General features: G+C 67.5%; 22 protein-coding genes. 8 read left to right on the forward strand and 14 right to left on the reverse strand.

Going from position 1 to position 26,710, the window contains the following annotated elements:
* Positions 1-20: 20 nt before the first annotated feature.
* Positions 21-2,525 (reverse strand): ATP-dependent helicase HrpB, encoded by a 2,505-nt coding sequence (gene hrpB / locus ACI2JH_RS02860; protein ID WP_404735377.1) that lies wholly within the window; start codon positions 2,523-2,525, stop codon positions 21-23.
* A 66-nt stretch (positions 2,526-2,591) separates the two neighbouring features.
* Here hrpB and ACI2JH_RS02865 point away from each other — a divergent pair, with 66 nt between their 5' ends.
* Positions 2,592-3,401 (forward strand): TatD family hydrolase, encoded by an 810-nt coding sequence (locus ACI2JH_RS02865; protein WP_191770808.1) that lies wholly within the window; start codon positions 2,592-2,594, stop codon positions 3,399-3,401.
* 57 nt (positions 3,402-3,458) lie between these two features.
* Here ACI2JH_RS02865 and ACI2JH_RS02870 read toward each other — a convergent pair whose 3' ends face one another.
* The 5 genes from ACI2JH_RS02870 to ACI2JH_RS02890 form a co-directional block, all read right to left on the reverse strand.
* Complete coding sequence (locus tag ACI2JH_RS02870) at positions 3,459-4,343, reverse strand: NAD-dependent epimerase/dehydratase family protein (protein WP_404735378.1); 885 nt, start codon at positions 4,341-4,343, stop codon at positions 3,459-3,461.
* A 5-nt stretch (positions 4,344-4,348) separates the two neighbouring features.
* Positions 4,349-5,287, reverse strand: coding sequence for a 2-dehydropantoate 2-reductase (panE, locus tag ACI2JH_RS02875; RefSeq protein WP_404735379.1), 939 nt, complete (start codon positions 5,285-5,287; stop codon positions 4,349-4,351).
* Between the two features lie 145 nt (positions 5,288-5,432).
* On the reverse strand, positions 5,433-6,185 hold the full coding sequence (locus ACI2JH_RS02880) for a DUF3800 domain-containing protein (RefSeq protein WP_404735380.1): 753 nt from the start codon (positions 6,183-6,185) through the stop codon (positions 5,433-5,435).
* 4 nt (positions 6,186-6,189) lie between these two features.
* Positions 6,190-6,990: an ABC transporter permease gene (locus tag ACI2JH_RS02885; protein WP_191770811.1), complete on the reverse strand. Its 801-nt coding sequence runs from the start codon at positions 6,988-6,990 to the stop codon at positions 6,190-6,192.
* Positions 6,987-7,934, reverse strand: coding sequence for an ABC transporter ATP-binding protein (locus ACI2JH_RS02890; RefSeq protein ID WP_191770812.1), 948 nt, complete (start codon positions 7,932-7,934; stop codon positions 6,987-6,989). The genes ACI2JH_RS02885 and ACI2JH_RS02890 overlap by 4 nt, the downstream gene beginning before the upstream one ends.
* A 103-nt stretch (positions 7,935-8,037) precedes the next feature.
* Between ACI2JH_RS02890 and ACI2JH_RS02895 the strand changes: the two genes are divergently transcribed.
* Positions 8,038-8,787, forward strand: coding sequence for a ferredoxin--NADP reductase (locus tag ACI2JH_RS02895; protein WP_404735381.1), 750 nt, complete (start codon positions 8,038-8,040; stop codon positions 8,785-8,787).
* A gap of 627 nt (positions 8,788-9,414) precedes the next feature.
* Here the strand turns inward: ACI2JH_RS02895 and ACI2JH_RS02900 are convergent.
* The 5 genes from ACI2JH_RS02900 to ACI2JH_RS02920 form a co-directional block, all read right to left on the reverse strand.
* The gene (locus ACI2JH_RS02900) at positions 9,415-10,674 is read right to left on the reverse strand and encodes an OprD family outer membrane porin (RefSeq protein ID WP_404735382.1); all 1,260 of its coding nucleotides are present in this window, start codon (positions 10,672-10,674) and stop codon (positions 9,415-9,417) included.
* Positions 10,675-10,717: 43 nt separating this feature from the next.
* Complete coding sequence (locus ACI2JH_RS02905; protein WP_404735383.1) at positions 10,718-12,058, reverse strand: GntP family permease; 1,341 nt, start codon at positions 12,056-12,058, stop codon at positions 10,718-10,720.
* Positions 12,059-12,128: 70 nt separating this feature from the next.
* Entirely contained in the window at positions 12,129-13,061 is a 933-nt protein-coding gene (locus tag ACI2JH_RS02910; protein WP_404735384.1) for a hydroxymethylglutaryl-CoA lyase, read from the reverse strand.
* Entirely contained in the window at positions 13,058-14,254 is a 1,197-nt protein-coding gene (locus ACI2JH_RS02915) for a CaiB/BaiF CoA-transferase family protein (RefSeq protein WP_101099381.1), read from the reverse strand. Before ACI2JH_RS02915 ends, ACI2JH_RS02910 begins: the two co-directional genes overlap by 4 nt.
* Positions 14,255-14,350: 96 nt before the next feature.
* Positions 14,351-15,292 carry a LysR substrate-binding domain-containing protein gene (locus ACI2JH_RS02920; RefSeq protein WP_404735385.1) on the reverse strand — a complete coding sequence of 314 codons (942 nt, stop codon included), beginning with the start codon at positions 15,290-15,292 and terminating at the stop codon, positions 14,351-14,353.
* A 175-nt stretch (positions 15,293-15,467) separates the two neighbouring features.
* On the opposite strand from ACI2JH_RS02920, the gene ACI2JH_RS02925 reads away from it, so the two are divergent.
* Genes ACI2JH_RS02925 through ACI2JH_RS02935 form a run of 3 tightly spaced genes read left to right on the forward strand, consistent with a single transcriptional unit; the run spans position 15,468 to position 18,906 of the window.
* The gene (locus tag ACI2JH_RS02925; protein ID WP_404735386.1) at positions 15,468-16,982 is read left to right on the forward strand and encodes an alpha/beta fold hydrolase; all 1,515 of its coding nucleotides are present in this window, start codon (positions 15,468-15,470) and stop codon (positions 16,980-16,982) included.
* Complete coding sequence (locus ACI2JH_RS02930) at positions 16,979-17,725, forward strand: ATP-binding cassette domain-containing protein (protein ID WP_404735387.1); 747 nt, start codon at positions 16,979-16,981, stop codon at positions 17,723-17,725. The genes ACI2JH_RS02925 and ACI2JH_RS02930 overlap by 4 nt, the downstream gene beginning before the upstream one ends.
* A complete protein-coding gene (locus ACI2JH_RS02935) occupies positions 17,722-18,906 on the forward strand; it encodes an ABC transporter permease (protein WP_101099375.1) in 1,185 nt (394 codons plus the stop codon). The genes ACI2JH_RS02930 and ACI2JH_RS02935 overlap by 4 nt, the downstream gene beginning before the upstream one ends.
* Positions 18,907-18,959: 53 nt before the next feature.
* Here ACI2JH_RS02935 and ACI2JH_RS02940 read toward each other — a convergent pair whose 3' ends face one another.
* From ACI2JH_RS02940 to ACI2JH_RS02950, 3 genes are all read right to left on the reverse strand, one after another.
* A complete protein-coding gene (locus ACI2JH_RS02940; RefSeq protein ID WP_404735388.1) occupies positions 18,960-19,664 on the reverse strand; it encodes a transposase in 705 nt (234 codons plus the stop codon).
* A 146-nt stretch (positions 19,665-19,810) separates the two neighbouring features.
* Positions 19,811-20,848, reverse strand: coding sequence for an energy transducer TonB (locus tag ACI2JH_RS02945; protein WP_101099374.1), 1,038 nt, complete (start codon positions 20,846-20,848; stop codon positions 19,811-19,813).
* A gap of 161 nt (positions 20,849-21,009) precedes the next feature.
* Positions 21,010-21,624: a TIGR00645 family protein gene (locus ACI2JH_RS02950; protein ID WP_191771098.1), complete on the reverse strand. Its 615-nt coding sequence runs from the start codon at positions 21,622-21,624 to the stop codon at positions 21,010-21,012.
* Between the two features lie 109 nt (positions 21,625-21,733).
* On the opposite strand from ACI2JH_RS02950, the gene ACI2JH_RS02955 reads away from it, so the two are divergent.
* The 3 genes from ACI2JH_RS02955 to ACI2JH_RS02965 all read left to right on the forward strand — a co-directional run bounded on the left by ACI2JH_RS02955 (position 21,734) and on the right by ACI2JH_RS02965 (position 26,627).
* Positions 21,734-22,423: a glutathione binding-like protein gene (locus ACI2JH_RS02955; RefSeq protein WP_191771099.1), complete on the forward strand. Its 690-nt coding sequence runs from the start codon at positions 21,734-21,736 to the stop codon at positions 22,421-22,423.
* A gap of 78 nt (positions 22,424-22,501) precedes the next feature.
* Positions 22,502-24,727: a DPP IV N-terminal domain-containing protein gene (locus ACI2JH_RS02960; protein WP_404735389.1), complete on the forward strand. Its 2,226-nt coding sequence runs from the start codon at positions 22,502-22,504 to the stop codon at positions 24,725-24,727.
* Between the two features lie 103 nt (positions 24,728-24,830).
* Positions 24,831-26,627: a DUF885 domain-containing protein gene (locus tag ACI2JH_RS02965; RefSeq protein ID WP_404735390.1), complete on the forward strand. Its 1,797-nt coding sequence runs from the start codon at positions 24,831-24,833 to the stop codon at positions 26,625-26,627.
* Positions 26,628-26,710: the final 83 nt, after the last annotated feature.

The following is a 26,710-nucleotide window of genomic DNA, read 5'->3' on the forward strand; positions in this document are numbered from 1 at the left end:
GGCTGGCCAAGGGACGCTGCCTAGGTCCCGCGCGGCTTGGCGCGGTGGGTCGCGGTGGCTGTCCATGGATCATCCGGCCAGGGATGGCGCGGGTAACGGCCCTTCATTTCTTTTTTGACTTCGGCATAGGTACTGGCCCAGAAATTGCGCAGGTCCTGGGTGACCTGCAGTGGACGACCGCCCGGCGAGAGCAGGTGCAGGGTAAGTGCGACACGGTTGTCGGCAATCCGCGGCGTGTCCGCCAGCCCGAACAGTTCCTGCAGCTTCACCGCCAGCACCGGCGGAAGCGGCTCGCCGGTATCGCTGTCCAGTGCGTAGTTGATCGTGCGCTCCAGCCCGGATGGCACGCTGATGCGGGTGGGTGCATGGCGGTCCAGCAGCTGCCGCTGCGACCATTCCAACGGGGTCTTCAGTGCCTCGCCGAAGCTGGCTTCGTCCAGCGCATCCAGCCGGGTCCGGCCGGTGAAGGCAGGCTGCAGCCACGCGGTGCGCGTGGCCAGCAGGGCCGCATCGCTGACATCCGGCAGGCCGAGCTCGGGCATCCAGCGGCGCAGCGCTTCCACCCGCGCCTGCCATTGCCGCAGGCCCTCTGTCCATGGCAGGGCCTGCAGGCCGAGTTCGGCCACCGCTTCGGTGAGCGCGGCGGCGGCATGCGCCGGGTCGACGCGTCCGGCCGAGCGGCTGTCGAGGACGATGCGCTCGAAGCGGCTTTCGCGCAGCGCCACCAGCGCCCGGCGCTCAGCGTCCCAGCGCACGATGTCCTCGCTGACGAAGCGCGAAGCGAACACGCCGCGCAGGTACTGCTCATCCACCGGCGCGGCGCGCAGCAACAGCCCATCGCGTGCCTCCAGGCGCAGTTCGCTGGCCACCAGCCACGGCTCGCCGCGCAGGTCGCTCAGCTCGTGCAGGCGCGCGCTGCGGCCGTTGGCCAGCAGGTAGCGCAGCGGATCGTTCGGATGGCGGAAGGCAATGCGGTCCGGGAACGCATGCGCCAACAGGTCACCCACCTGGTGCGCTTCGATGCTCAAGGGCGGCGCGGCGTCGCAGCGCAGGCGTCGCCGCCACTGCCTGGCCGCTGCATCGATGGCGGCCAGCCCGCTGCGGCTCGCCTCATGCGGTGCACGGCCATTGCGGAATGCGGCCAGTGCGCGCCAGCGGGGTGCCAGTGCGTCGCCGCCCTGGCGCAGTGGGTCCCGCGCCTCCAGCAAAGCGGCGATATCGGCCGCCAGCGCCTGTTCGGTCCTGGTGCCTGGGGCAAGCAGCATCGCCGCAAGCCGGGGATGGGTGCCGATCGCCAGCATCCGGCGGCCCTGTGCGGTGATCGCATGGGTGGGCGACAACGCACCCAACCGCTGCAGCAGCTCGCGCGCGGCGGCCAGCGGCCCGGCCGGTGGCGCGTCCATGAAGCGCAGGTCACTGCTGCCCCACGCCGCCAGTTCCAGGGCCAGCCCGGTCAGTTCGACCTGTTCGATTTCCGCCCGGCGTTGCGGTTCCAGCCGCTGCGACTGCGGCCACAAGCGCCACGCCCAGCCTGCTGCCACGCGGCCGGCACGCCCGGCACGCTGGTCGGCCGATGCCTGGGCCACGTTCACCACGTCCAGCCGGGTGAAGCCACTGTTGGGGTCGTACTGCGGCTCACGCGCCAGCCCGCTGTCGATCACCACGCGCACGCCGGGCAGGGTGACCGATGATTCGGCCACGTTGGTGGCCAGCACCACGCGGCGGCGTCCATCGGCCGCCGGTTGCAGCACCCGGCCCTGCTGTTCCACGGGGAGCTCGCCATGCAGCGGCAGCACCTCGGTGGCTGCGTCCACGGTGTCGTGCAGGCCGGCCAGCACGCGCTGGATTTCGCGTTGTCCGGGCAGGAACACCAGCACGTCGCCGGGATGGGTGGCCAGCGCCTGCTGCACGGCGCGGCGCACCTGCAGCTCGAGGGGTTCGTCGCGGCGGGCGGGGAAGTGCGAGACCTCCACCGGAAAACTGCGGCCCTGGCTGGACAGGCGCGGCGCATCCAGGAAGCGCGCCAGCCGCTCGCCGTCCAGCGTGGCCGACATCACCACCAGGCGCAGGTCGTCGCGCAGCTGCGCCTGCACGTCCAGCGCCAGCGCCAGGCCGAGATCGCCGCTGAGGTGCCGCTCGTGGAACTCATCGAACACGAGCGCACCGATGCCTTCAAGCATCGGATCATCCTGCAGCATGCGCGTCAGGATGCCCTCGGTGACCACCTCCACGCGGGTGCGTGCGGACACCTTGTTTTCGAAGCGGATGCGGTAGCCGACGGTTTCGCCGACTTCCTCGCCCAGCTGCCGTGCCATGAACTGGGCAGCACTGCGCGCGGCGACCCGGCGCGGTTCCAGCAGGATGATCTTCTGCCCGCCCAGCCACCGCGCGTGCAGCAGCGCCAGCGGCACCTGGGTGGTCTTGCCGGCGCCGGGCGGGGCTTCCAGGACCAGCCGCGGGTGCAGGTCGAGGCTGTCCTGGACCTGCGGCAGCAGCGCGGAAATCGGGAAGTGCGGGGTACTCATCGCACAAGGATAAGGGGCCATGGGGCCGGCAGGTACAATGAGCCGGCGTTCCCCACTGCGATGACCATGCAACTGATCGATATCGGCGCCAACCTCACCCACGACTCCTTCGACCGCGATCGCGATGCCGTGCTGGCGCGTGCGCGAGAGGCCGGCGTGGCGCAGATGGTGATCACCGGCGCCAGCCGCGAACATTCACCGTTGGCACTGCAGCTGGCGCGCCAGCACCCCGGCCTGCTGTATGCCACCGCCGGCGTCCACCCGCACCATGCGGTGGAATACACCGACGAATGCGATGCGGAAATGCGCGCGCTGCATGCGCATCCGGAAGTGGTGGCGGTGGGCGAGTGCGGGCTGGATTATTTCCGCGACTTCTCCCCGCGTCCGGCGCAGCACCGTGCGTTCGAGCGGCAGCTGCAGCTCGCTTCTGAAGTCACCGCGGCCGACGGTGCGCGCAAGCCGCTGTTCCTGCACCAGCGCGATGCGCATGCCGATTTCATGGCGCAGATGAAGAATTTCGAGGGCCGCATCGGCGCGGCGGTGGTGCATTGCTTTACCGGTGAACGCCAGGAAATGTTCGATTACCTGGACCAGGACTGGTACATCGGCATCACCGGGTGGCTGTGCGACGAGCGCCGCGGCGCGCACCTGCGCGAGCTGGTCAAGCACATCCCGGCCAACCGCCTGATGATTGAAACCGATGCGCCGTACCTGCTGCCACGCTCGCTGAAGCCGATGCCCAAAGACCGCCGCAACGAGCCGATGTATCTGGCGCATATCGTGGAAGAGCTGGCCCGCGACCGCGGCGAAGCGACCGATATCGTAGCGGCCACTACCACTGCGGCCGCGCGCGCGTTCTTCCGCCTGCCTGGCTGACCAACGACCGTTGGTCGTGGTGGGTGACGACCGTTGGTCGTCACTTCCTGCGCGACGCTACCGCCTGCCATCCCCCTGCTCCCACGCATCCTGCAGCCCCTCGCGGTAGCTCGGAAAGCGCGGCTGCCACTGCAGCATCGCGCGCGTGCGGCGGCTGTCGATGCGCTTGTTGCCCTCGTAGAACCGTCGCAGCGACGGGCTGACCGCCGGATCGTCCCACTGCTGCTGCGCGGGCAGCGCATACCCACCCAGCTGCGCGGCGTACGCCAGTACCTCCTGCGGCGGGGCCGGTTCGTCATCGGCCGGCAGGTACAGCCCGGCAGGCCGTGGATGCTGCAGGGCCGCCATCACCGCATCGGCCAGGTCCTCCACGTGCAGCCGGTTGAAGACCAGCCCGGCACGCACCACGTGGCGGGCACGCCCGGCGGCCAACTGCACCAGCGCGTTGCGACCGCGCCCGTACAGACCCGGCAGCCGGAACACCGCCGAGTCGATGCCCCGTTCGCTGGCCAGCGCCTGCCATTGCCGTTCGGCGTGAAGCCGCTGCAGTGCCGACGGCGTGGTGCCGTCGGCCAGCGAGGCCTCGTCGATCCAGCCGCCATCACGGCTCGCGTAAACCGCCGTGGAGGACAGATACCCGGCCCAGCGCAGTGACGTGCTGCTGGCCAGTGCATCGCGCAGCTGGCGCAGCGCTGGGTCACCGTCGGCATCGGGCGGGATCGTGCACAGCACGGCCTCGGCACGCGCCACCATGTCCAGCAGCGGCGGGTCGAGCGGATGATCGGCGGCAAGGCGGTACCGGAGCAGGGCGTCACCACGGTGTGCGGCTGGATCGCGCACGGTGCCGGCCACCTCCACGCCCTGCGCGAGCAGGCGGCGTGCCACGGCCTGGCCACTGTAGCCAAGCCCGAGGACCAACACGCTCTTGGGAAGGTCTACCACCTCGTTCAGCCCGCGCGCTGCGCCTGGTAAGCCTGCAGGGAACCGAAGGCCTGTGCCAGCAGCGGAGCGTCCTGGCCGAAGCCGCGCGCACGCGCCAGCATGTCACCGACGATGTGGTCCGCTTCGACCTGCTGCCCCGCTTCCAGATCACGCAGCATCGAGGCCTTCAGCGCGGAGCCCGTCTGGGTCAATGCGGCCAGCGCGGTTTCCTGGGCGCTGGCCGGTATCGGCTCGCCGGATGCCTCGGCGACGGCCACGCATTCGGCGTACAGCGCCCGCAGGAAGTCCTCGCCGCCCTCGCTGCCCATGATCGTGCCGATGTCGGCACGGCGCAGGCAGGTAGCGGCCGCCAGTGCGGTCAGGAAGGTGTACTTGACCCACTGTTCCTGGCGGATGTCTTCGCTGGCGAGGTGGTCCACGCCGCCCTGCACACAGGCAGCAGCGAAGGCCAGCACACGGGCGCTGAGGCCGACGTCATCGCGCTCGCCGAAGGTCAGTCTGGCCGGCTTGGCCAGGTGCAGCACCGCGCCATCGGCATCCTTGGCCGCGCTGATGAAGCACAGTCCGCCCATCACGGCGTCACGGCCGAAGCGTGCATCCAGCGCAGCGTAGTGGCGCAGCCCATTGAGGATCGGCAGCACGCTGGTGCGCGGTCCAACCGCCGGCGCGATGGCCTCGATGGAACTGTCCAGGTCATAGGCCTTGCAGCTCAGTACCACCAGGTCGAACGGGTGCCCGGCGACCAGCGCCGGCAGCGCATCGGCGGTGACATGCTGCACCGGGAAGGCGGCATCGCCGAGCGGGCTGCGGATGACCAGGCCATCGCGCTGCAACTGGTCCGCGCGTGCCGGGCGCACCAGGAAGGTCACGTCCACCCCGGCCTGGGCCAGGCGTCCGCCGAAGTAGCCACCGGTACCGCCGGCGCCAAGGATCAGGATGCGCATGTGATTCACACTCCAGGTTCAGGATAAACTGAATGCGTTGAACGGGTTACGGGGCGTCCCCGGGGCAGCTCTGGTATGCTGTCGACTGGATCGGGGATTCCCGGTCGGCATTGGGCCTCGGCGGATTCGCCGGGGCCTTTTGTTTTTACGGGAAGCACTTCAGACCGTATCCGATGTAGCGGCCCAATGGGTCGCGGTCCAACTTCCGCTCGATGACATCCCATGCACGATTGGACTGACTGGGGCGCAACTGCTTCAGTCCAATCGGACGGGCGACCAGGTCGGCAAGCTGCAGGCCGATGGAATTGTTTTTCTTGTCCGTCAGCACGGGTTCGAACGGCAGATGGATATTGCCGAAGTTGTCTCCACCGCAGTTGCGGCGAAAAGCCAGTTCCAGGTCAGCGTCTTCATTGCGGCCGCGCGATTCGCACAGAACATGCGTCAGTACGGGTCCCTCTGCATCAGAGGTCTGACCCAGTCTTCGTAGCGAATAGAAAATTCTTTCCAGGCAGAAGCGCAGCGACAGCTCGTAGGGGTTCTCTTCGCGTCGTCGATGCTCCGCTAGCTGGCGCTTGTCTATCACTGCGGAGAACACGGTCATAGGCGTCCGATCGAGCACATCGGTCAACGCCTGGATGAAGGCCTGCTTCCGCGTCCGATCGCGCAGGACCGAGAAAGGCCCCATGTCCTTGCGGATCTCGCGCTCATGCAGGATGACCGCATCGTGGCCGAACGTTGAGAACTTCAACTGCTGCATCGCCGGAACCACGGTGCTCATGTAGTCCCTCTTGCTGATGAGGCAACAGGACAGCACGAACAACGGATAGCCGTCGTCGATGCTGTCCATGCCATGGTCGCCACTTTCATCGACAAATACGATGTAGTCGCTGAACCGCATCACGTCAGCTGCGCAGGCCGACGCCACGTCGCAGCAGCCACAGTGCCACGAAGGTCAGTGCCACCACGAAGCCCAGCATCAGCGCATAGGCCACCCACAGCGGTACGTCGCTGGTGCCGAGCAGGCCGTAGCGGAAGGCGTTGACCATGTAGAAGATCGGGTTGGCGTGGGTTGCCGCTTCAGCCCAGCCCGGCAGCAGCTTCACCGAATAGAACACGCCGCCCAGGTAGGTCAGCGGGGTCAGGATGAAGGTCGGCACGATCGCCACGTCATCGAACTTCTTCGCGTAGACCGCGTTGATGAAGCCGGCCAGCGAGAAGATCGTCGCGCCCAGCAGCACCGTGGTCAGCGTCACCAGCGGGTGCGGGATGCGCACCGGGGTGAAGAACATGGCGATGATCAGCACGATCACCCCGACCATCAGCCCGCGCAGCACCGCGCCGGCCACGTAGCCCCACAGGATCACCCAGTTCGGCATCGGGCTGACCAGCAGTTCTTCCACGTGGCGACCGAATTTCGCGCCGAAGAAGGAGGAACTGATGTTGCCGTAGCTGTTCTGGATCACGCTCATCATCACCAGGCCCGGCACGATGAACTGCATGTAGCTGTAGCCGCCCATCTCGCCGACGCGCGAGCCGATCAGCCCGCCGAAGATCAGGAAATACAGGGTCATGGTGATCGCCGGCGGTACCAGGGTCTGGCCCCAGATGCGCAGGATGCGCGCCACTTCGCGGCGCACCACGGTGGCCAGTGCGATGCGGTTGCGCTGGCCATCGGTCAGGATGGGGGTCGGGGTGCTGCTCATGCCACGTTCTCCGGGTTGCCGGTGAGGCGCACGAACAGCTCCTCCAGGCGGTTGCTCTTGGTCCGCATCGAACGCACGCGGATACCCGAGGCGTTGAGTGCGGCAAATACACGGTTGAGGTCCATCGCGCGCGGCATGTCCACGTCCAGCGTGTGCCCGTCGGTGGCGATCAGCGTGGCGCCTTCGATCTGTGGCAGCTCGGCCGGCAGGCTGCCGTCGATGTCGAACAGGAAGCCCTCCACGTCAAGCTTGGCCAGCAGCTCGCGCATCGGCCCCTGGGTGACGATCTGGCCATGGTTGATGATGGCCAGGTTGCGGCACAGGTGTTCGGCCTCTTCCAGGTAATGCGTGGTGAGGATGATGGTGGTGCCGGCGGTGTTGATCTCCTTCAGCACCCGCCACATGTCGCGGCGGATCTCGATGTCCACGCCGGCGGTCGGTTCATCCAGGATCAGCAGGCGCGGCCGGGTCATCATCGCCCGGGCGATCATCAGCCGGCGCTTCATGCCGCCGGACAGCGTGCGGCTCATCACCTGCGCCTTCTCCCACAGGTGGGCGCGCTTGAGCTCTTCCTCGGCGCGCTTTTCCGCCTCGGCGCGGTCCACGCCGTAGAAGCCGGCGTAGTTGACCAGGATGTCGAAGGGTTTCTCGAACAGGTTGAAGTTGATCTCCTGCGGCACCAGGCCGATCAGCCGCATGGAGGCGCTGCGTTCACCCACCAGGTCGGTGCCGAACACCTCCACCTGGCCCTCACTGAGGTTCACCAGCGAGCTGACGATGCCGATCAGGGTCGACTTGCCGGCGCCGTTGGGGCCCAGCAGGGCGAAGAAATCGCCCGGGGCGACTTCCAGCGAGACGCCCTTCAGGGCAACGGTGCCGTTGTCGTAGGTCTTGCGCAGGTCGCGCACGCGCAGGGCGGGCGCACTGTTGTTCAGGGAAGCCAAGCGGAAAGCCTTTGCGCCTGCGGGTGGCGCATGGAGGAGTGCAGGGAGGGCTATTATAGATCCCCCCACGGGCTTGCCCCGGCTACACACTGTTCCCACTGCCGTGCCAGTCCAATTTCCCATGAAGCTGGTCGACCGCCGCATGCTGGCGCCGACCGTAGGCCATTACCAGTTCCTCCGCGATGACGGCCAGCCGCTGGATTTCCAGCCCGGCCAGTTCATCCAGGTCCATTTCCAGTACGCCGATGGCACGCAGACCAAGCGCAGCTACTCGCTGGCGACCCTCCACGACCACGCGCTGGGGCCAGGCGAGGCGGTGGATATCGCGGTCAGTTTCGTCCCCGGCGGCGCCGCCACGGCGCTGTTCGAAGGCCTGGACATCGGCGGTCAGCTGAGCGCCAGCGGGCCGTACGGCCGGTTCTGCCTGCAGCCAGGCGACCTCAATGGCCGCTACCTGCTGATCGCCACCGGCACCGGGGTCACCCCGTATCGCTCGATGCTGCCCCTGCTGGCCACCGCCATGGCCGAGCGTGGGCTCCAGGTGGTGCTGCTGCAGGGCGCCCGGAGCCCGGCCGAGCTGTTGTACAGCGAGGATTTCGAAGCGTTTGCCGCGGCCCAGCCGAACTTCCGCTACATCCCGTGCCTGTCCCGCGAGCTGCCGGCCGACCCCGGTCCGGACGTGCGCCATGGGTACGTGCAGCAGCACCTGGCTGATCTTGCGCCGGATGCCGCCACCGACATCGCCTACCTGTGCGGCAACCCGGACATGGTGGATGCCTGCGTGGACGCGCTGAAGCTGGCGGGCCTGGGTAATCCGCAGATCCGGCGCGAGAAGTACGTTTCCAGCAAGTAGTCTGGTCGAACGGGTGAAACCCCCTCGCGGGTGGCGCGACAGTCGCAGCTTTGGGTGGGCCGGGCGGTGGGGCTGGTCGGGGGACGGCAAAAACCGCCCCTCCGGGGTCCGGCCCAGCCGCTGGGCGGCTGTGCGTTCGGGCGCTTGCGAAGCGGTGCTTCGCGAGCAAAGCGCCCTCACCCATGCGGGCCTCGTTTCGCGCCATCCATGGCGCGGGTCCACGCCATCGCATTCGCGCTGTCGCTCCCACGCTTTGCTGCGCAAACCGCGGGCCCCATCTCACTGGCACCCACACCCCGCCGCTTCGCGGCCGCCCCTGACTCAGGGGCTCCCTCCTCCCGACACGCCACTGCGCCCTGGTAGCGCCGACCCATGGTCGGCGGAATGTTCCCGCCAGCGGCCCGCTGCGCTCGCCGACCATGGGTGGGCGCTACCGATGCCCGCAGGCCCCATGGCCCCCATGGACCTGTCGAAGGTGGGGCGGGGTGGGTTGGCGGGGGTGTCGAGCGCCATGGATGGCGCGAAACAAGGCCCGCATGGATGCAGTTTTTGCCGTCCCCCGCCGACCCACCCCGCCCCGCCAACACGCACCCGTGCAGCTTTTGACGTTGACGTTGCCGTGCGCTCTCAGCCCTGGCCCGCCCACAGCGGCACGTCATACACCACCATCACCCGGTTCTCTTCGGCATCGCGCTGGTAGTTGGAACGGAAGAAACCGTTGCGCCAGCGTACCGACAGGTGCTTCAACGCTTCGCTCTGGAACGTGTAGCCGATCTCGACATCACGCTGCCACTGCCGGCCCTCGCCGCTGAACGTGGCCGGGCGCGCGTTGTCGCCCTTCACGTAGCGCACCAGGAACTTCAGGCCAGGCAGGTTGATCTGCTTGCCGTCCAGCTGGTAACGCAGCTGCCAGCTGCGTTCGTCGCGTTCCATGAAGTCGTTGATGAAGGTCCAGTTGAAGACGTTGCCATCGGTGCCGCCCACGAACGGCATCGCCGTATCACCGTTCATGTCCTGCCACATCACCGCGAACTCCTGGCCGGCGTGCTGCCACGCCACCAGCGCGTTCAACGCACGGTTGTCGACAACCCCGGCCAGTGCGGGGCCTACGTCGTCGGACACGTAATAGCGTACTTCCGTGCTCAGTCTGCCCAGCGCCAGCGGCTGCTTGAACGCCACCGATGCCACCTGCTGCCGGTACAGATCGCGCAGTTCGCCGTGCTCGTAGTGCAGCGTGAACCGATCATCCGGCGCCCACGAGGCGGTGACCAGTTCGAAGCCGTCGGCATCGGGTGTGCCATTGAAGCGGCGGTCCTTGTTGGTGAGGGTCAGGTCCACCCGCTCGGTCCCATCGCGGTACCAGGAACGGTCGTAGCGTGCATAGCCCAGCTCCACGCCGTTGTCCCACGCCGCGCCCAGCGAGGCGCCTTCGAAGGTCTGTGGCAGCAGGCGGCTGGTGTTGGATTTCAGCAGCAGGTTGGATGCGATGTGGCTGCCCACGCGCAGTTCGGCCGGGCCGGCCTTGGCCTTGCCGGTCAGCGCGATGCGGCCGAACGCCGAACGCGCGCCGTCTTCGTCGTAGGGCAGGATGCCGGTGCCGACTTCGGACTGCAGTCCATCCAGCTTGAAATCCGCCATGCCCAGCACGTCGATGCCGAAGCCGACCACGCCCGGCGTGTAGCCGCTGCGCGCATCGAGCAGGAAGCCCTGCGCCCATTCCTCGCGCTTGCCCTGGCCGCTGCCGCTGCGGAAATCACGGTTGTAATAGAAGTTGGTCGCGGTCAGGTCCGCGCTGGCACCGGCCAGGAAACCTTCGTTTTCTGCGGCCAGTGCAGGCGCACTGGCCAGCCCGAAGGCGATCAGCATTGCATTGCGTGTGATGTTCATGGGTCCGGCCCCTCCGCCGTACACAGATGGAAAAAAGGATCGATCAGAAGATCGCGCTGGCCGCCAGGATCAGCAGCAGCGACACCACCGAGGCCAGCGACACCGGCAGGCTCAGGGTCTTCAGCGTGCCGCGCAGGGTCATGCCGAAGGTGGTCTGCATCAGCCAGAACGTATTGCTGGTGACGTGCACCAGGAACAGCGACCCGGAGCCTGCGGCCAGGGCCACCAGCACCGGCGGCACATCCAGCGAATGCAGCGCCGGGGCCAGCATGCTGGCGGCGGTGATCGCCGAGGCCGACACCGAACCGATGGCGATGTGCAGGATGGCCGCCACGACCCACACCAGCAGTAGGGGGGCCGCTGAGTTGGCGCTGAAGTAACCGGACAGGATGTCGCCCAGGCCGGTGGTGGCGACCACCGCCGACAGCGAGCCGGCCACGCCGGTCAGCAGCAGGATCTGTCCGCTTTCCTTGAATGCATCGGTCACCGCGCCACTGCGGTCCTGCGCGGGCACCGTGAAGCGGGCGATCACGAAGGCCAGCACCAGGCCGCAGAACAGGGCGAAGGTGGAGTTGCCCACCGCGGCCAGCGCCGGGATGTCCAGGTTCAATGCGCGGTCCAGTGCGCCGGTGGCGATCATCAGCAGCGGCACGATGATCGGCAGCAGCGACAACTTCAGCGGCACCGCGTTGTCCTCGTCCCTGATCTCGGCGGCAACCACCGCCGGTGCCTGGTCGTCGGGCAGTTCGTCGGTTTGCGGATTCCAGAAGCCGCGACGCAGCAGGAAATGGAAGCCCCACAAGGTCAGGAACACGGTCGGGACCGCGATCGCCAGGCCGACCAGCAGCATCGTGCCCAGCTCCACGTCCAGCACCGCCGACAGCGCCAGCGCGGCCACGCCCGGCACCACCATGGTCAGTGCCAGGTAGATGCCTACGCCCACCGCGCCCGCCATCTTCGGCAGTGCGTCGCCGCCGATGCGCTTGGCCGTGGCACGGGCCAGCGGCGCGGACATCAGCAGCAGCACGTCGGTATAGATCGGCGGGAAGATCGAGGTCAGGATGGTGGCGAACGCATACGGCATCTGCGTCGGCTTGAAGGTGCGCACCAGCAGGCGCACGACCTGCTGGAAGGCACCCATGCGGTGCAGGAACGCGCCGATCATCACGCCGAAACCGATCAGCAGGCCGATCTTGCCCATCAGGTCGCCGAAGCCATCGGTGATGGCCTCGATGGTGGGGCCGAAGCCGAGTCCGGACGACAGCCCCAGGTACAGCGGGCCGGCGATCAGCGCGATCATCGGGTTGACCTTGAAATAGATGATCAACAGGACGATCAACAGAATGGCGAACAGAGCGTTCGCCAGCACAAACCACTCGTGCATGATTCCCTCCCAGGAATGAAGCGTTGTTGATTTCGCAGGGCGATGCCCTGCGCGATGAAGGACGAAAGGCTTACGCGGCGCGCAGCCCCGGCGGTGCGGGGTGCAGGTCGGCGACGCGGCCGGCCTTGGCCACCTGGCCGGCGGTTTCATGGCCGACCAGCGCCGGTAGCCCGCGCGACAGGGCGATCAGCGCAGGCAAGTCCAAGCCGGTCGGGATGCCCATCTCCTCGCACATCGCCACCAGGTCTTCGGTGCAGATGTTGCCGGAGGCACCGGGTGCGAACGGGCACCCGCCGAGCCCCCCCAGCGCGGCATCGAAACGCTGTGCACCGGCATCGTAGGCAGCCACCACGTTGGCCAGGCCCAGCCCGCGCGTATTGTGGAAATGCAGGGTCAGCGCGTCGGCGCCGACCAGCGGCAACGCCTGCTCCACCAGCGCGGCGACCTGGCGCGGATTGGCCATGCCGGTGGTGTCGGCCAGGGTGATCCCGGTGCAGCCCAGGTCCAGGTAACGGCGCACCAGGTCGAGCACCTTGGCCACCGGCTGCTCGCCCTCGAACGGACAACCGAAGGCGGTCGCCACGCTGCCGTTGAGCAGCACATCGCCACGCGGCAGCGCGGCAATCCGCGCAAAGCCGTCGAAGCTTTCCTCGGTGGTCATGCGCATGTTGGCCAGGTTGTGGGTCTGCCCGGCCGACATCACCAGGTTGAGCTCACCGGCACCGGCGGCCAACGCGCGCTCAGCGCCCTTCAGGTTGGGTACCAATGCCACGTACACCGTGCCAGGCGCGCGCTGCATGCCGGCGAATACTTCGGACGCATCGGCCAGTGCCGGCACGGCCTTGGGCGAGACGAAACTGCTGACTTCGATGCGCGCAAAGCCAAGTGCGCTGAAGGCATCGGCCAGGCGGATCTTGTCGGCCGTGGGCACGAACACCGGTTCGATCTGCAGGCCATCGCGCAGGCAGACTTCCTGCACGATCAACGGACGGACAGTACTCATGCGGATTCTCCGGTGCGGCCGCTGGCGGTCGCGATGGCGGCGGCGGTCATGCCCAGCGTGGCCAGTACCTGGTCGGTGTGTTCGCCGAGTGCCGGGCCGGTCCAGTGCATCCGGCCCGGTGTGGCCGACAGCTTCGGCACGATGCCCGGCAGGGTGATCGGCTGGCCATCGGGCAGGGTGGTTTCCAGCAGCATGCCGCGTGCACGGTAGTGTGGATCGGCGACGATATCGGCGGCCGAGTAGATGCGCCCGGCGGGCACGTCGGCCGCGTCCAGCGCGGCCAGCACTGCATCGATGTGCAGCCCGCTGGTCCAGTGGGTAATGGCCGCATCCAGCTCGGCATTGCGCAGCACCCGGCCCGGATTGGTCGCCAGCGCGGCATCGTCGGCCAGGTCGTTGCGGTCGATCGCGCGCATCAGGCGGCGGAAGATCGGATCGCTGTTGCCGGCGATCACCACGAAGCTGCCATCGGCGGTGGGGTAGGTGTTGGATGGGCTGATCCCCGGCAGCGCGCCGCCGGTGCGTTCACGCACCGTGCCGAACATCGCGTGCTCGGGCACCAGGCTTTCCATCAGGTTGAACACGCTTTCCACCAGCGATACGTCCACCACCTGGCCGCCGCCCTGGCCGGTCTTGACCCGCAGCAGCGCCATCAGCGCGCCCATGACCCCATGCAGCGAGGCCAGCGAGTCGCCCAGGCTGATGCCCACGCGCGCCGGCGGCGTGCTCGGATCACCGGTGGTGTAGCGGATGCCACCCATCGCCTCGCCGATCGCGCCGAAGCCCGGCCGGTCGCGGTACGGGCCATCCTGGCCGTAGCCGGAGATGCGCACCATGATCAGGTCCGGATTCAGCGCGGACAGCACATCCCAGCCCAGGCCGAGCTTTTCCAGCCCGCCGGGACGGAAATTCTCGATCACCACATCGGCGCTGGCAGCCAATTGGCGCGCCGCCTCGGCGCCCTCGGCGGACTTCAGGTCCAATGCCACCGACTTCTTGTTGCGCGCCTGCAGCGACCACCACAGCGAGGTGTCGCCATGCAGTTTGCGCCACTTGCGCAGTGGGTCGCCGCCCTCGGGCGACTCGATCTTGATCACTTCGGCGCCGAACTCGGCGAACAGCCGCGCGGCAAACGGCGCCGCGATCAGTGTTCCGAATTCAACAACGCGGATGCCGTGCAATGGACCGGACATCTTCTACCCTCCCAGGACTAGACCGGCAGGGTAGGTCGCAATCATCGGATGACGCCATGCCTTTCTGACGAAAAACCGTTCGCGAAACGCGAACGCCTACATCTTTGGTCGAAGGTGCTCGACCAGCTGCTGGGCGGCGGTGGACAACGGCCGGTCGCCGCGCCAGACCAGTTTCAGTTCGCGCTGGGCCCAGCCGTCGGTCAGCGCTTCCACGTGCAGGTGCATGGCCCGGCCGAACAGCGCGAACACCGGCTCGGGCACCACACCGATGCCCAGCCCGGCCTGCACGGTGCGGCAGATGGCGTCGAAGCCGGGCACGTGGATGCGCCGCCGCAGCGGCCGGCCGGCATCGCGCGCGGCCATCTGCGAACGGGTGAAGATCGAGCTCTCCGCATGCAGCGCGATCTGGTCGAAGGGCAGCGTATCGGCGAACGCCAGCGGCCCGCTTCCGGCCAGCGGATGGTCCGGCCGCATCAGCATTACCAGCCGGTCGCGGCGGAAGGTCACGGCGGTCAGTTCGCCCAGTTCGCCATCGCCGGAACACACGCCGATTTCCGCCCAGCCTTCCTGGATGCCGCGCACCACGCCGCCGGTGGGGCGTTCTTCCAGCTCGATGCGCAGGTCTGGATGGGTCAGGAAGAACTGCTCCAGCTCTTCCGGCAGGTAGGCCACGATGGCCGACAGGTTGGCCAGCATGCGGATATGCCCGCGGATGCCGCGACGGTATTCCAGCAGTTCCGATGACAGTGCGGAGGCGGCCAGCAGCATGCGTCGCGCGTGCTGGAGCAGGCTCTCGCCGGCCAGGGTCAGCTGCATGCCGCGCGAGTTGCGGGTGAACAGCGCCACATCCAGTCCGCTCTCCAGGTCATTCAGGCGCCGGCTGGCGGCAGAGGTGGCAATCGCCTCGCGATCGGCCGCACGGGTCAGCGAGCCTTCCTCGGCCACGGCCACGAACAGTCGCAGGGTGGTCAGGCTGATCCGGTCGATGGACATCGGCTGGCTGATGGGGGCGGTCCTGCGCGGTGGCGTGAGCGGCATTGTACGACTCCCTACCAACCGGCCCCGTCGTGTCGAGCCAGCTCGACTCCCGCTCGAACATCCCCCGCACCGCCGCCGCCCATCGCGGCCCTCCCGTGCTTCGGTGTAACTTGGTCACATCCGCGCCGGGGCCTCGTCCTTGTCGCATGACCATCAGCAAGGGGAAGCAAGGAAGATGTCCAGAAACCACCTGAAACTGGCCGGGGTGTTGGCCAGTGTCCTGTGTGCTGCATGCAGTGCGCCACCTTCGGGAACCGAAGGCCCGGCCAGCGGGCGCCACTACGGGCAGATCGAATTCAAACCCTGCACGCTGACCGGCGCGGTCGCCGCGGCGAATGTCGAAGCGCTGTGCGGCACCTTCAGCGTGCCGGAAAACCCCGCCGCGCCGGAGGGCCGGAAGATCGACCTGCGCATCGCCTGGCTGGATGCGGACAAGGCGGCCAGCGGCCTGCCGGATCCGGTGTTCTTCCTGGCCGGTGGCCCTGGCCAGGCAGCCAGCGACGTGGCGCTGCCGGTCAGCACCGCGCTGCGCCAGGTACGCAAACAGCGCGACATCTTCCTGATCGACCAGCGCGGTACCGGCGGCTCCAACCCGCTGAGCTGCCTCGGCGCGGACGGCAAGGAACTGCCGATGGACGAGCACGCCGATCCCACCGAAGCGTATATCCAGGGCTACGCCGCCCAGTGCGCCACGTCGCTGGAAGGCCGTGCGGACCCGCGTTTCTATACCACTTCCCAGGCCATCGATGACCTGGACGCGGTGCGCAAGGCACTCGGTGCCGGGCAGCTCAACCTGGTCGGCGGCTCCTACGGAACCCGCGTCGCCCAGCGCTACGCCGCGCGCTATCCGCAGCACGTGCGCAGCATGGTGATCGACGGGGTGGTGCCGAACGATCTGGTGGTCGGCGGTGACTTCGCCAATACCTTCGAGGACGCGATCATCCTGCAGTCTGCGCAGTGCATCAAGGACGCGGCCTGCGCCAAGCGCTTCCCGGTCAATACCCGTACCCAGCTGCGCAGCGTGCTGGACACCCTGGCCGCCGCGCCGGTGACGGTCGACTACCGCGATCCGGCTACTGCCGAGGCCCGCCAGGATGTGCTGAAGCCGGACAGCGTGCTCGGCCTGATCTTCGCCTTCTCCTACATTCCCGAACTGTCCTCGCTGCTGCCGGTGGTGCTCGACGAAGCCGCGCAGGGGCGCTACGGTCCGCTCGCGGCGCTGACCCGCAACGCCTCGCGCGCGATGGACCTGCAGATCAGCCGGGGCATGCAGTGGTCGGTGATCTGCAGCGAGGACGCACCGCGCTTCCAGCCTGCTGCGCAGAGCGATCGCCTGCTGGGTCCGAACGTGGCGCAGATGTTCTTCGCTGCCTGCACGGTGTGGCCACATGACAAGGCCGCCGCCGACGCCGCCACGCCGTTCAAGAGCGACCTGCCGGTGCTGCTGCTGTCCGGCGAGCTGGATCCGGTCACCCCGCCGCGCTACGCCGAGCAGGTGCTGAAGGGCCTGCCCAACGGTCGCCACATCGTCGCCCGCGGGCAGGGCCACGGCAGCATCAACGCCGGCTGCATGCCGCGCGTGCTGGGCCAGTACATCGACACCGCAGACGCCAAGGCAGTGGATGCCAGCTGCCTGGATTCGCTGAGCCACGTGCCGGCGTTCACCTCGTTCAACGGATGGGAACCATGATCGTCGCAGAGGGCCTGCACAAGGCATTCCACACCAAGACCGGCCGCATCCAGGCGGTGCAGGACGTCAGCTTCCGTGCTGAAGACGGGCGCATCACCGGGCTGCTTGGACCGAACGGCGCCGGCAAGACCACCACCATGCGCATGCTGTACACGCTGATGAGCCCGGACCAGGGCCGGGTCACCGTGGATGGCATCGATGCCAATGTCGACGCCACGGCAGTGCGCCGCCGGCTGGGCGTGCTGCCCGACGCGCGGGGGGTCTACAAGCGGCTCACCGCGCGCGAGAACATCGCCTACTTCGGTGAGCTGCACGGGCTGGACGCGGGCACCATCGCCCAGCGCACCGAAGCGCTGTCGCGGGCGCTGGACATGGCCGACATCCTGGACCGTCAGACCGATGGCTTTTCGCAGGGCCAGCGCACCAAGACCGCGATTGCCCGTGCGCTGGTGCATGACCCGCGCAACGTGATCCTGGACGAGCCGACCAATGGCCTGGACGTGATGACCACCCGTGCGATGCGCCGGTTCCTGCATGGCCTGCGCGACGAAGGCCGCTGCGTGATCTTCTCCAGCCACATCATGCAGGAGGTGGCTGCGCTGTGTGACCACATCGTGATCGTCGCCAAGGGCACGGTGATGGCTGCCGGCAGCGCCGATGAACTGCGCGAACAAGCGGGCCAGAGCAACCTCGAGGACGCCTTCGTCAAACTGATCGGCACCGAAGAGGGCCTGCACGCATGAGCATCATGTCCACGTTGTTCACCGTGATGCGCAAGGAACTGCGCGACCTCTCGCGTGACCGGCGCACCCTGGCCCTGACCCTGCTGATGGGCCCGCTGCTGTATCCGATCCTGATCCTCGGCATGGGCAAGCTGGCCGAAAGCCGGGTCAAGTCCCAGATCGAGCAGCCGCTGGAAATCCCGACCATCGGCGCGCAGAACGCACCCAACCTGGTGCGGTTCCTGGCCGCGCAGGGCCTCAACGCGACCGCTGCCCCGAAGGACCTCAACGAGGCGATCAGTGACCAGCGCATCGATGTCGCGCTGCGTATCAGCGAGTCGTTCGACGAACACTGGCGCGATGGCCGGCCGGCCTTGGTGGAGATCCTGCAGGACAGCACCCGACGCGCCGCCGATGTGCCCACCGCACGTCTGAAGGCAGCGCTGCAGACCTACAACGGCCAGGTCGGTTCGTTGCGGTTGATGGCACGCGGCATCGACGCGCAGGTCGCCCGTCCGCTGGACGTGGCGACACAGGACCTGGCATCAGCCGAGGCCAAGCAGGGCATGATGCTGTCGATGCTGCTGCCGCTGCTGCTGACCATCACCTCGTTCCTGGGCGGTGCCTATCTGGTGATGGACACTACCGCCGGCGAGCGCGAACGGCAGTCGCTGGAGCCGTTGCTGGCCACCCCGGCCAAGCGCAGCGCCATCGTCAGCGGCAAGATCGCCGCCGCCTGCGTGGTGGGTATCGCCTCGCTGGTGCTGACCCTGGTGGCGTTCAAGCTCAGCGCGCAGCTGTCCGACAGCAGCGTTGGCCGCCAGCTCAACATGGGGCTGGGTTCGATGCTGCAGATGCTGCTGGTGATGCTGCCGATGCTGTTGATCGGCACTTCGCTGCTGACCTTCCTGTCGGCCGCGTCCAAGAGCATGAAGGAAGCCCAGAGCCACATGACCTGGCTGATGCTGCTGCCGATGCTGCCCAGCTACGCGCTGCTGGTGTATCCGCTGAAGAGCGTGGTGTGGCAGTACGCCATCCCGTTCCTGTCGCAGAACCAGATGCTGCTGAAGGTGATCCGCCACGAGCACATCAGCCCGACCATCTGGGTGATCTACCTGGGCGCCAACCTCGGCCTGGCCGCCCTGCTGTGGTTCGCCGCGATCCACCGCTACCGCCAGGAACGCCTCGCGATCTCCGGCTGAGCAAAAAGGGGACGGAGGGGATTAAGTCGTTTTCGACTCGCCTCTCGGTCCCCTTATCGCGATTCGCTGCCTGGCTTGCGCGGGCGGCCCCGTGGCCGTGCCGCTACGGGGCGCCCCAGGGTTTCAGCCAGCATTTCCAGGAACCGCGCACTGCCCAGCGGGCACTGCGTCCTGCCGTGTTCGCGGATTGCCGGGGCCTCCGCGCTGGCCCGACGATGATCGCGCAGGAACGACCGGTAGCCGACACGGCGTTGCGCGGGGGTGCCACCCAGCATCAGCAGCGCGGGATGCGGGGTCAGCAACGGGTCACGGCGCAGGCCCAGATTGCCGTGCACGCTGGACCACGCAGCCTGCTCAGGGCCGGCCACCAGGCCGGCACGCACCGGATTGAGTTCGATGTAGCGGTAGACCGCCAGCAGGTAGGCGTCGTTGTCGATCATGCTGGAATGGAAGCGACCCTGCCAAAGCGGACCGGATCGACCGTGTCGCTGGTTGAACGCCTGCACGTAGCCCGTACCGAGCGCCCGCATCGCATGGGCCAGGCCACCGCTGGTCTTCGGCGTAGCCAGCAGATGCACATGGTTGTCCATCAGCACATACGCGTGCAGCGCAACGTCATGCTTGACGAAGGCCTTGTGCATCACGCGCAGGAAATGGTCGCGGTCCAGATCGTCGGCGAATATCGCGCCTTTGTTGACGCCGCGCTGGACGACGTGGAACGGCAGGCCTGGCACCAGCAGGCGGGCATGGCGGGGCATGGCGCGGGCTTCCATGTGGGGTGGAAGCCCAGCCTGCGGGGCGAAGACGCGCGGTGTTATCAGGCCACGTCGTGCCGCGCTGTGGCAGCAAGGCACGCGGTGGGGGAAACGAGGGGATTACGACTTAATCCCCTCCGTCCCCTTTTTCAGCCGCCGGGGCTGAAGGCCAGCGTGCGGCGGGTGGTGACCGGTGCGGCGACCGGTTCGAAGCGCCAGCGCTTCACGGCGGCCAAGGCTTCGCGGTCGAAGGTGCGGGCCGGGGTGGCGCGCAGCACGCGGGCGCTGGTGACCGAGCCGTCGGTGCCGACGGTGATCTCCACCAGCACTTCGCCGGAGGTATTGGAACGCAGCGCGTCGGCCGGGTAGCGCGGGGCCGGCGTGCTGACTGGACGCAGGGTGGGCGCTGCGGTCTGGCGTGCGGCGGCAGCGGCGGCGGCCTGTGCGGCGGCCTGCTGCTGGCGCTGTTCGGCTTCACGGCGGGCGGCGGCCTGGCGTTCGGCGTCCTGCGCGGCCGGCGCGGGTGCGGCGGCCGCCGGGGTGGCAGCGGCCTGCTGCGAGGCGATCTGCTGCGCCGCGGCGGCTTCGCGGGTGCGCTGCTCGGCCAGCTTCTGCTGTTCGGCCAACTGCTTGGTCTTGGCCTCGGCTTCGCGCTTGACGCGTTCGGTTTCTTCGGTGGTGCGCAGCGCGGCCACTTCCACGCCACGGGTGATGCCCTGCTTCAGGCGCGGCAATGCCGGCGCCTTCGGGTCCACTTTCTCGATCAGCGCGATCAGCCGCTGGCCTTCCTCGAAGTCCTCGCGCGCCATGTTCTGTTCGGCGGCGATCAGCGTGTAGGGCAGCAGGTCGGTCAACGCGCTTTTCACCGACGCATCGTCCGGGGTCTTGTCGCGCAGCGCCAGGTAGTACTCGATCGCATTGTCGCCGGCGGGGGCGTACATGCGGTTGTCGCGCAGTGCCTGGCTGGCCGCTTCGCGCAGTTCCTCGCTGCCCATCGCCTGCACCTTGCTGGACACGGCCGGTTCGGCGGCGGGCGCGGTGGCGGCAGGCGCGGCGGCGGCTGGCTTGGCATCGGTAGCGGGTGCGGCGGTCTCGTCTTTGCCTGAACAGGCGGCGAGGCCAATCAGCAGGACGGCAGGCGCCAGCAGGCGCGCACGAACAACGACGGATTTCCTGGCGTACGACATCCTGTTTCCCCCTTTGAAACGACGATACGAAAGACCTGGCAATGGTCCCAGGCACGAGCCTGCGGCGTTTCCCGACGCCGTAGGCAGATACTGTCAGCTGTGCAATCTAGCATCCCCCGGGGGGGAAGGGCAGGGGCGGATCAGCCACCCCTGCCACCGGGTCAGTGAGCGTCCCGCGTGCCGCTGCTGCCGCCGCCCATCAGCTTGTCGGTCCAGGCGATGCCGATCGCCGACAGGATGAATACGGCATGGATGATGGTCTGCCACAACACCCCGGTGGAGGTCAGCGTGGCGCACTTGGCGGCGCCGGCATTGGCGGCCGAGGCGGCAGCGTTCATCAGTTCCGGCGGGCACAGCGGCAGGCCGTCCAGCGCGCCGGCGGCGATGAAGGTCTTCAGCAGGTGGATCGAGGAGATGCCGATGATCGACAGCGCCAGCTTCACCTTCAGCACGCTGGCGTTGACGTGGCTCAGCCATTCCGGCTGGTCCGGGTGGCCTTCCAGGCGCAGGCGCGAGACGAAGGTTTCATAGCCACCCACGATCACCATCACCAGCAGGTTGGAGATCATCACCACGTCGATCAGCCCCAGCACGATCAGCATGATCTGCTGCTCGCCCAGGTTGCTGGCATCCATGATCAGGTGCCAAAGCTCCTTGCCGAACAGGTAGACGTAGACACCCTGGGCGACGATCAGGCCCAGGTACAGCGGCAGCTGCAGCCAGCGTGAGGCGAAGATCAGGGTGGACAGGGGATTGGGGCGGTGCTGAGGGGTCATGGACGGCATGCTGCGTTGCAGGAAAGGGCGCAGAGTACTGGTCCAATGAGACAGTGCCAAGCGGGTCCACCTACTACACTCGCAGCACATCCCCGATGAGTGACCCGCCATGATCGATCTGTATTACTGGCCCACCCCGAACGGCCACAAGGTGACCTTGTTCCTGGAAGAGGCCGGGCTGGAGTACCGCATCCATCCGGTCAACATCGGCACCGGCGACCAGTTCAAGCCGGAATTCCTCGCCATCTCGCCCAACAACAAGATGCCGGCGATCCTCGACCCGACTCCGGCCGGTGGTGGCGCGCCGCTGAGCGTGTTCGAGTCCGGTGCGATCCTGTTGTACCTGGCCGAAAAGACCGGCAGCTTCCTGTCCCACGACCCGCGCGAGCGCGTGGAAACCCTGGAATGGCTGTTCTGGCAGATGGCCGGGCTGGGCCCGATGAGCGGGCAGATGGGCCATTTCAACGTGTATGCGCCGGAGAAGATTCCGTATGCCATCGAACGCTATGGCAACGAAGTCAGCCGCCTTCACGGGGTGATGGACAAGCGCCTGGCCGAGCACGAATGGCTGGCCGGCAGCGCGTACAGCATCGCCGACATGGCCAGCTATCCGTGGATCGGGGCTTACGACAAGCTGCCGCCGGACTTCGCCGCCTTCCCGAACCTGCAGCGCTGGCACCAGGCGATCGCCGCGCGGCCGGCCACCCAACGTGCGTACGCGCTGCGCCAGCAGGTCAATCCGGATGCCGGCAAGCCGCTCAGCGATGAAGAACGCAAGCACCTGTTCGGCAAGCGCTGAAGCCGGACCACGCCCGGTGCTTCCGCGCATGCGGCGGCGCCGGGTTAGGATTGGGGCAGCCGTATACCGGAACCTTTCATGCGCCACCTGTTCGCTGCCCTTGCCCTGATGCTCGCTACCGCCACCACCGCCCACGCTGAAAAACTCACCCTGGAAGCCATCACCGGCTCGTTGCCGCTGTCCGGCCCGACGTTGATGAAGCCCAAGGTGGCGCCCGATGGATCGCAGGTCAGCTTCCTGCGCGGCAAGGACAGCGACCGCAACCAGCTGGACCTGTGGACCTACGATATCGCCAGCGCGCAGACCCGCCTGCTGGTGGATTCCAAGGTCGTCCTGCCCGGCACCGAAACGCTGAGCGATGAAGAAAAGGCACGCCGCGAGCGCCAGCGCATCGCGGCCATGACCGGCATCGTGGATTACCAGTGGTCGCCCGATGCGCGCAGCCTGCTGTTCCCGCTCGGTGGCGAACTGTATCTGTACGACCTGGGCAAGCAGGGCACCGCCGCCGTGCGCCAGCTGACCCACGGCGAGGGCTTCGCCACCGATGCCAAGCTGTCCCCGCGCGGTGGCTTCGTCAGCTTCATCCGCGCCCGCAACCTGTGGGTGATCGACCTGGCCAGTGGCGAGCAGCGCCAGTTGACCCGAGACGGCAGCGCGACCATCGGCAACGGCGTGGCCGAGTTCGTGGCCGACGAGGAAATGGACCGCCACACCGGTTACTGGTGGGCGCCGGACGATTCGGCGATCGCCTTTGCCCGCATCGACGAAAGCCCGGTGCCGGTGCAGAAGCGCTACGAGGTCTACCCCGACCGCACCGATGTCATCGAACAGCGTTACCCGGCCGCCGGCGATGCCAACGTGCGCGTGCAGCTGGGCGTGATCGCGCCGGCGCGGGACGCACAGCCGCGCTGGATCGACCTCGGCAAGGAGGCGGACATCTACCTGGCGCGCGTGGACTGGCGCGATCCGCAGCACCTCAGCTTCCAGCGCCAGAGCCGCGACCAGCGCCAGCTGGAGCTGGTGGAAACCACGCTGGCCGACGGCCGCCAGCGCGTGCTCGCCCGTGAGACCAGCAAGACCTGGGTGCCGCTGCACAACAGCCTGCGTTTCCTCGATGACGGCAGCCTGCTGTGGTCGTCCGAACGCACCGGCTTCGAACACCTGTACCGCATCGACAAGGCCGGCAAGGCGCACGCGCTGACCGCCGGCGCGTGGCCGGTGGATGAGCTGCTGGCCGTGGATGAAAAGGCCGGGCTGGTGTTCTTCCGCGCGGGCATGGAATCAGCGCGCGAGAGCCACATCTACAGCGTGCCGCTGCAGGGTGGCGCGCCCAGGAAGCTGTCGCCGTCCGCTGGCATGCATACGGCCAGCTTTGCACGCAACGCCAGTGTCTACGTGGACAGCTGGTCGAACGCCAACACGCCGCCGCAGATCGAACTGTTCCGCGCCAACGGCGAGAAGATCGCCACCCTGGTGGAGAACAACCTGGCCGATCCGGCGCATCCCTACGCGCGCTACCGGGACGCACAGCTGCCGGTGGAATTCGGCACGCTGACCGCTGCCGATGGCCGCACGCCACTGAATTACAGCGTGATCAAGCCGGCCGGCTTCGATGCCGCCAAGCGCTATCCGGTGGCGGTGTACGTGTACGGCGGTCCCGCTTCGCAGACCGTCACCAACGCCTGGCCGGGTCGCGGCGATCACCTGTTCAACCAGTACCTGGCGCAGCAGGGTTACGTGGTGTTCTCGCTGGACAACCGCGGCACCCCGCGCCGTGGCCGCGACTTTGGCGGCGCGCTGTATGGCAAGCAGGGCACGGTGGAAGTGGCCGACCAGCTGCGCGGCGTGGAGTGGCTGCAGAAGCAGCCGTGGGTGGATCCCGCGCGGATCGGTGTGCAGGGTTGGTCGAACGGCGGCTACATGACCCTGATGCTGCTGGCCAAGGCGTCCAACCGCTATGCCTGCGGCGTGGCCGGTGCACCGGTCACCGACTGGGGCCTGTATGACACCCACTACACCGAACGCTACATGGACCTGCCGGGGCGCAACGAAGCGGGGTACACCGAAGCACGCGTGCTGACCCATATCGAGGGCCTGCGTTCGCGCCTGCTGCTGATCCACGGCATGGCCGATGACAACGTGCTGTTCAGCAATTCCACGGTGCTGATGAGCGCGCTGCAGAAGCGCGGCCAGCCGTTCGAACTGATGACCTACCCGGGCGCCAAGCACGGCTTGTCCGGTGCCGACGCGTTGCACCGTTATCGCATTGCAGAGGATTTCCTCGGCCGCTGCCTGAAGCCCTGATCGCCCGGCATGAGCTGCCGCCCGCCCCCGTGACCTCCGGCGCATTGCCGCTTCCGCCATGAATGCGTAGGGTGCTGGCATTGCCCGCATCCTGGAGTGTGTGATGAAGCCGCTTGTCCTTGCCATTGCCCTCGCGTTGGGTGCCGCCCCGCTGCTGTCCACCGCTCCGGCCCATGCGGCCCCGGCCGCTTCCAAGAAGCCCGCCGCGGCCCCGGCCTGGGTGGCGCGCAGCAACCAGCTGGCGCAGATCCTGCTGGATGCGCAGGGTCCGTTCCAGCCGGAAAGCACCGGCTTCTTCGGCGTGCCCGGCTACGACGACAAGGTCGCCGACCTCGGCCCGGACAACGCCAAGCGCTATCGCGCGGCGATGACCCAGGCGCGCGGTGAACTGCAGGCAAAGCTGGCCGGCGAGAAGGATCCCAACGTCCGCCAGGACCTGGAGATCATGATCGGTGCGGCGAGCGAGAGCATCGAAGGCAGCACGCTGGGCGAGCAGTACTTCCTGCCGTGGAGCGACGCCCCGCAGACCATCTTCAGCGGTCTGAACCTGCTGCTGTCCGACCAGGTGCCGGCCGAGCGCCGCGCCAAGGCGGTCGATCGCCTGAAGGCCTACGCCGGCCTGCAGCCGGGCGGTACGCCGCTGACCACGCTGGCCCGCCAGCGTTACGAAGAACGCCTGTCCAACAGTGCGCTGCTGCAGCCGACGAAGATTGAAGTGCAGCAGTCGCTGGACAACGTGGAGACCTACATCAGCGGCATCGAATCGCTGCTGCAGAAGTACAAGGTCGCCGGTGCCGAGGAGGCGATGAAGACCCTCGCCGGGCAGCTGAAGGACTACGCGGCATGGACGCGCAGCACGGTGCTGCCGAAGGCGCGCGAAGACACCCGCCTGCCCGCGCCGGTGTATGCCTACCAGCTCAAGCAGGTCGGCATCGACATCGACCCGAAGCTGCTGATGCAGCGCGCCCAGCTGGAGTTCATGGAAACCCGTTCGGCGATGCGCCAGCTGGCGCCGCTGGTGGTGCAGGCCAAGGGCCTGAAGGTCAGCGACCCGACCGATCCGGTCGCGGTGATCCGCGCGCTGAAGAAGGAAACCATCGCCAACGACCAGCTGGAAGGCCATTACCGCAAGGTGATCGATGCGATCGATCCGCTGATCCACGAACACCAGATCGTCGATGTGCCGCAGCGCGCGATGCAGATGCGGCTGGGTTCGGCTGCGGAAAGCGCGGCCAGCCCGGCCCCGCATTTCCTGCCGGCACCGCTGGTCAACAATACCGGGCAGCAGGGCACCTTCGTGCTGCCGCTGGGCAACCCGGCGGCCGGCGAAGGCGCGCAGTACGATGATTTCAACTTCGGTTCCGCCGCCTGGACGTTGAGCGCGCACGAAGGCCGTCCCGGCCACGAGCTGCAGTTCACCGCGATGGTCGAACGCGGTGTCTCGCTGGCGCGCACGATGTTCGCGTTCAATTCGGTCAACGTCGAAGGCTGGGCGCTGTATGCCGAAGCGGAAATGGTGCCCTACGAACCGCTGGACGGCCAGCTGATCGCGCTGCAGTTCCGCCTGCTGCGCGCCGCGCGCGCGATGCTGGACCCGATGCTCAACCTGGGCCTGATCGAACGCGCCGACGCCGAGCGCGTGCTGATCGACGAAGTGAGCCTGTCCAAGGCGATGGCCACCCAGGAACTGGACCGCTACACCGTGCGCATGCCTGGCCAGGCCGGCAGTTACTTCTACGGCTACACCCGCATCCTGGAACTGCGCATGCAGACCGAGCTGGCGCTGGGCACGAAGTTCGACCGCAAGGCCTTCAACAACTTCCTGCTGGACCAGGGCCTGCTGCCGCCGGACCAGCTGGCCAAGGCGGTCAACGAAGTCTTCATCCCGAAATACCGCTGACCCACTAAAAAGGGGACGGAGGGGATTAAGTCGTTTCTGGCCCGTTTACGGCTGAAGACGACTTAATCCCCTCCGTCCCCTTT

Origin of the sequence: Stenotrophomonas sp. NPDC078853 (genome assembly GCF_044901215.1) — a bacterium.
GTDB classification, from domain to species: Bacteria; Pseudomonadota; Gammaproteobacteria; order Xanthomonadales; family Xanthomonadaceae; genus Stenotrophomonas; species Stenotrophomonas lacuserhaii.

What these genes read in the sequence shown, in the direction of transcription:
- hrpB (WP_404735377.1), bottom strand. Translation starts at nt 2,525, where the DNA reads ATGAGTACCCCGCACTTCCCGATTTCCGCGCTGCTGCCGCAGGTCCAG.
- ACI2JH_RS02865 (WP_191770808.1), top strand. Translation starts at nt 2,592, where the DNA reads ATGCAACTGATCGATATCGGCGCCAACCTCACCCACGACTCCTTCGAC.
- panE (WP_404735379.1), bottom strand. Translation starts at nt 5,287, where the DNA reads ATGCGCATCCTGATCCTTGGCGCCGGCGGTACCGGTGGCTACTTCGGC.
- ACI2JH_RS02880 (WP_404735380.1), bottom strand. Translation starts at nt 6,185, where the DNA reads ATGCGGTTCAGCGACTACATCGTATTTGTCGATGAAAGTGGCGACCAT.
- ACI2JH_RS02885 (WP_191770811.1), bottom strand. Translation starts at nt 6,990, where the DNA reads ATGAGCAGCACCCCGACCCCCATCCTGACCGATGGCCAGCGCAACCGC.
- ACI2JH_RS02900 (WP_404735382.1), bottom strand. Translation starts at nt 10,674, where the DNA reads ATGAACATCACACGCAATGCAATGCTGATCGCCTTCGGGCTGGCCAGT.
- ACI2JH_RS02905 (WP_404735383.1), bottom strand. Translation starts at nt 12,058, where the DNA reads ATGCACGAGTGGTTTGTGCTGGCGAACGCTCTGTTCGCCATTCTGTTG.
- ACI2JH_RS02910 (WP_404735384.1), bottom strand. Translation starts at nt 13,061, where the DNA reads ATGAGTACTGTCCGTCCGTTGATCGTGCAGGAAGTCTGCCTGCGCGAT.
- ACI2JH_RS02915 (WP_101099381.1), bottom strand. Translation starts at nt 14,254, where the DNA reads ATGTCCGGTCCATTGCACGGCATCCGCGTTGTTGAATTCGGAACACTG.
- ACI2JH_RS02920 (WP_404735385.1), bottom strand. Translation starts at nt 15,292, where the DNA reads ATGCCGCTCACGCCACCGCGCAGGACCGCCCCCATCAGCCAGCCGATG.
- ACI2JH_RS02925 (WP_404735386.1), top strand. Translation starts at nt 15,468, where the DNA reads ATGTCCAGAAACCACCTGAAACTGGCCGGGGTGTTGGCCAGTGTCCTG.
- ACI2JH_RS02930 (WP_404735387.1), top strand. Translation starts at nt 16,979, where the DNA reads ATGATCGTCGCAGAGGGCCTGCACAAGGCATTCCACACCAAGACCGGC.
- ACI2JH_RS02935 (WP_101099375.1), top strand. Translation starts at nt 17,722, where the DNA reads ATGAGCATCATGTCCACGTTGTTCACCGTGATGCGCAAGGAACTGCGC.
- ACI2JH_RS02940 (WP_404735388.1), bottom strand. Translation starts at nt 19,664, where the DNA reads ATGCCCCGCCATGCCCGCCTGCTGGTGCCAGGCCTGCCGTTCCACGTC.
- ACI2JH_RS02945 (WP_101099374.1), bottom strand. Translation starts at nt 20,848, where the DNA reads ATGTCGTACGCCAGGAAATCCGTCGTTGTTCGTGCGCGCCTGCTGGCG.
- ACI2JH_RS02950 (WP_191771098.1), bottom strand. Translation starts at nt 21,624, where the DNA reads ATGACCCCTCAGCACCGCCCCAATCCCCTGTCCACCCTGATCTTCGCC.
- ACI2JH_RS02955 (WP_191771099.1), top strand. Translation starts at nt 21,734, where the DNA reads ATGATCGATCTGTATTACTGGCCCACCCCGAACGGCCACAAGGTGACC.
- ACI2JH_RS02960 (WP_404735389.1), top strand. Translation starts at nt 22,502, where the DNA reads ATGCGCCACCTGTTCGCTGCCCTTGCCCTGATGCTCGCTACCGCCACC.
- ACI2JH_RS02965 (WP_404735390.1), top strand. Translation starts at nt 24,831, where the DNA reads ATGAAGCCGCTTGTCCTTGCCATTGCCCTCGCGTTGGGTGCCGCCCCG.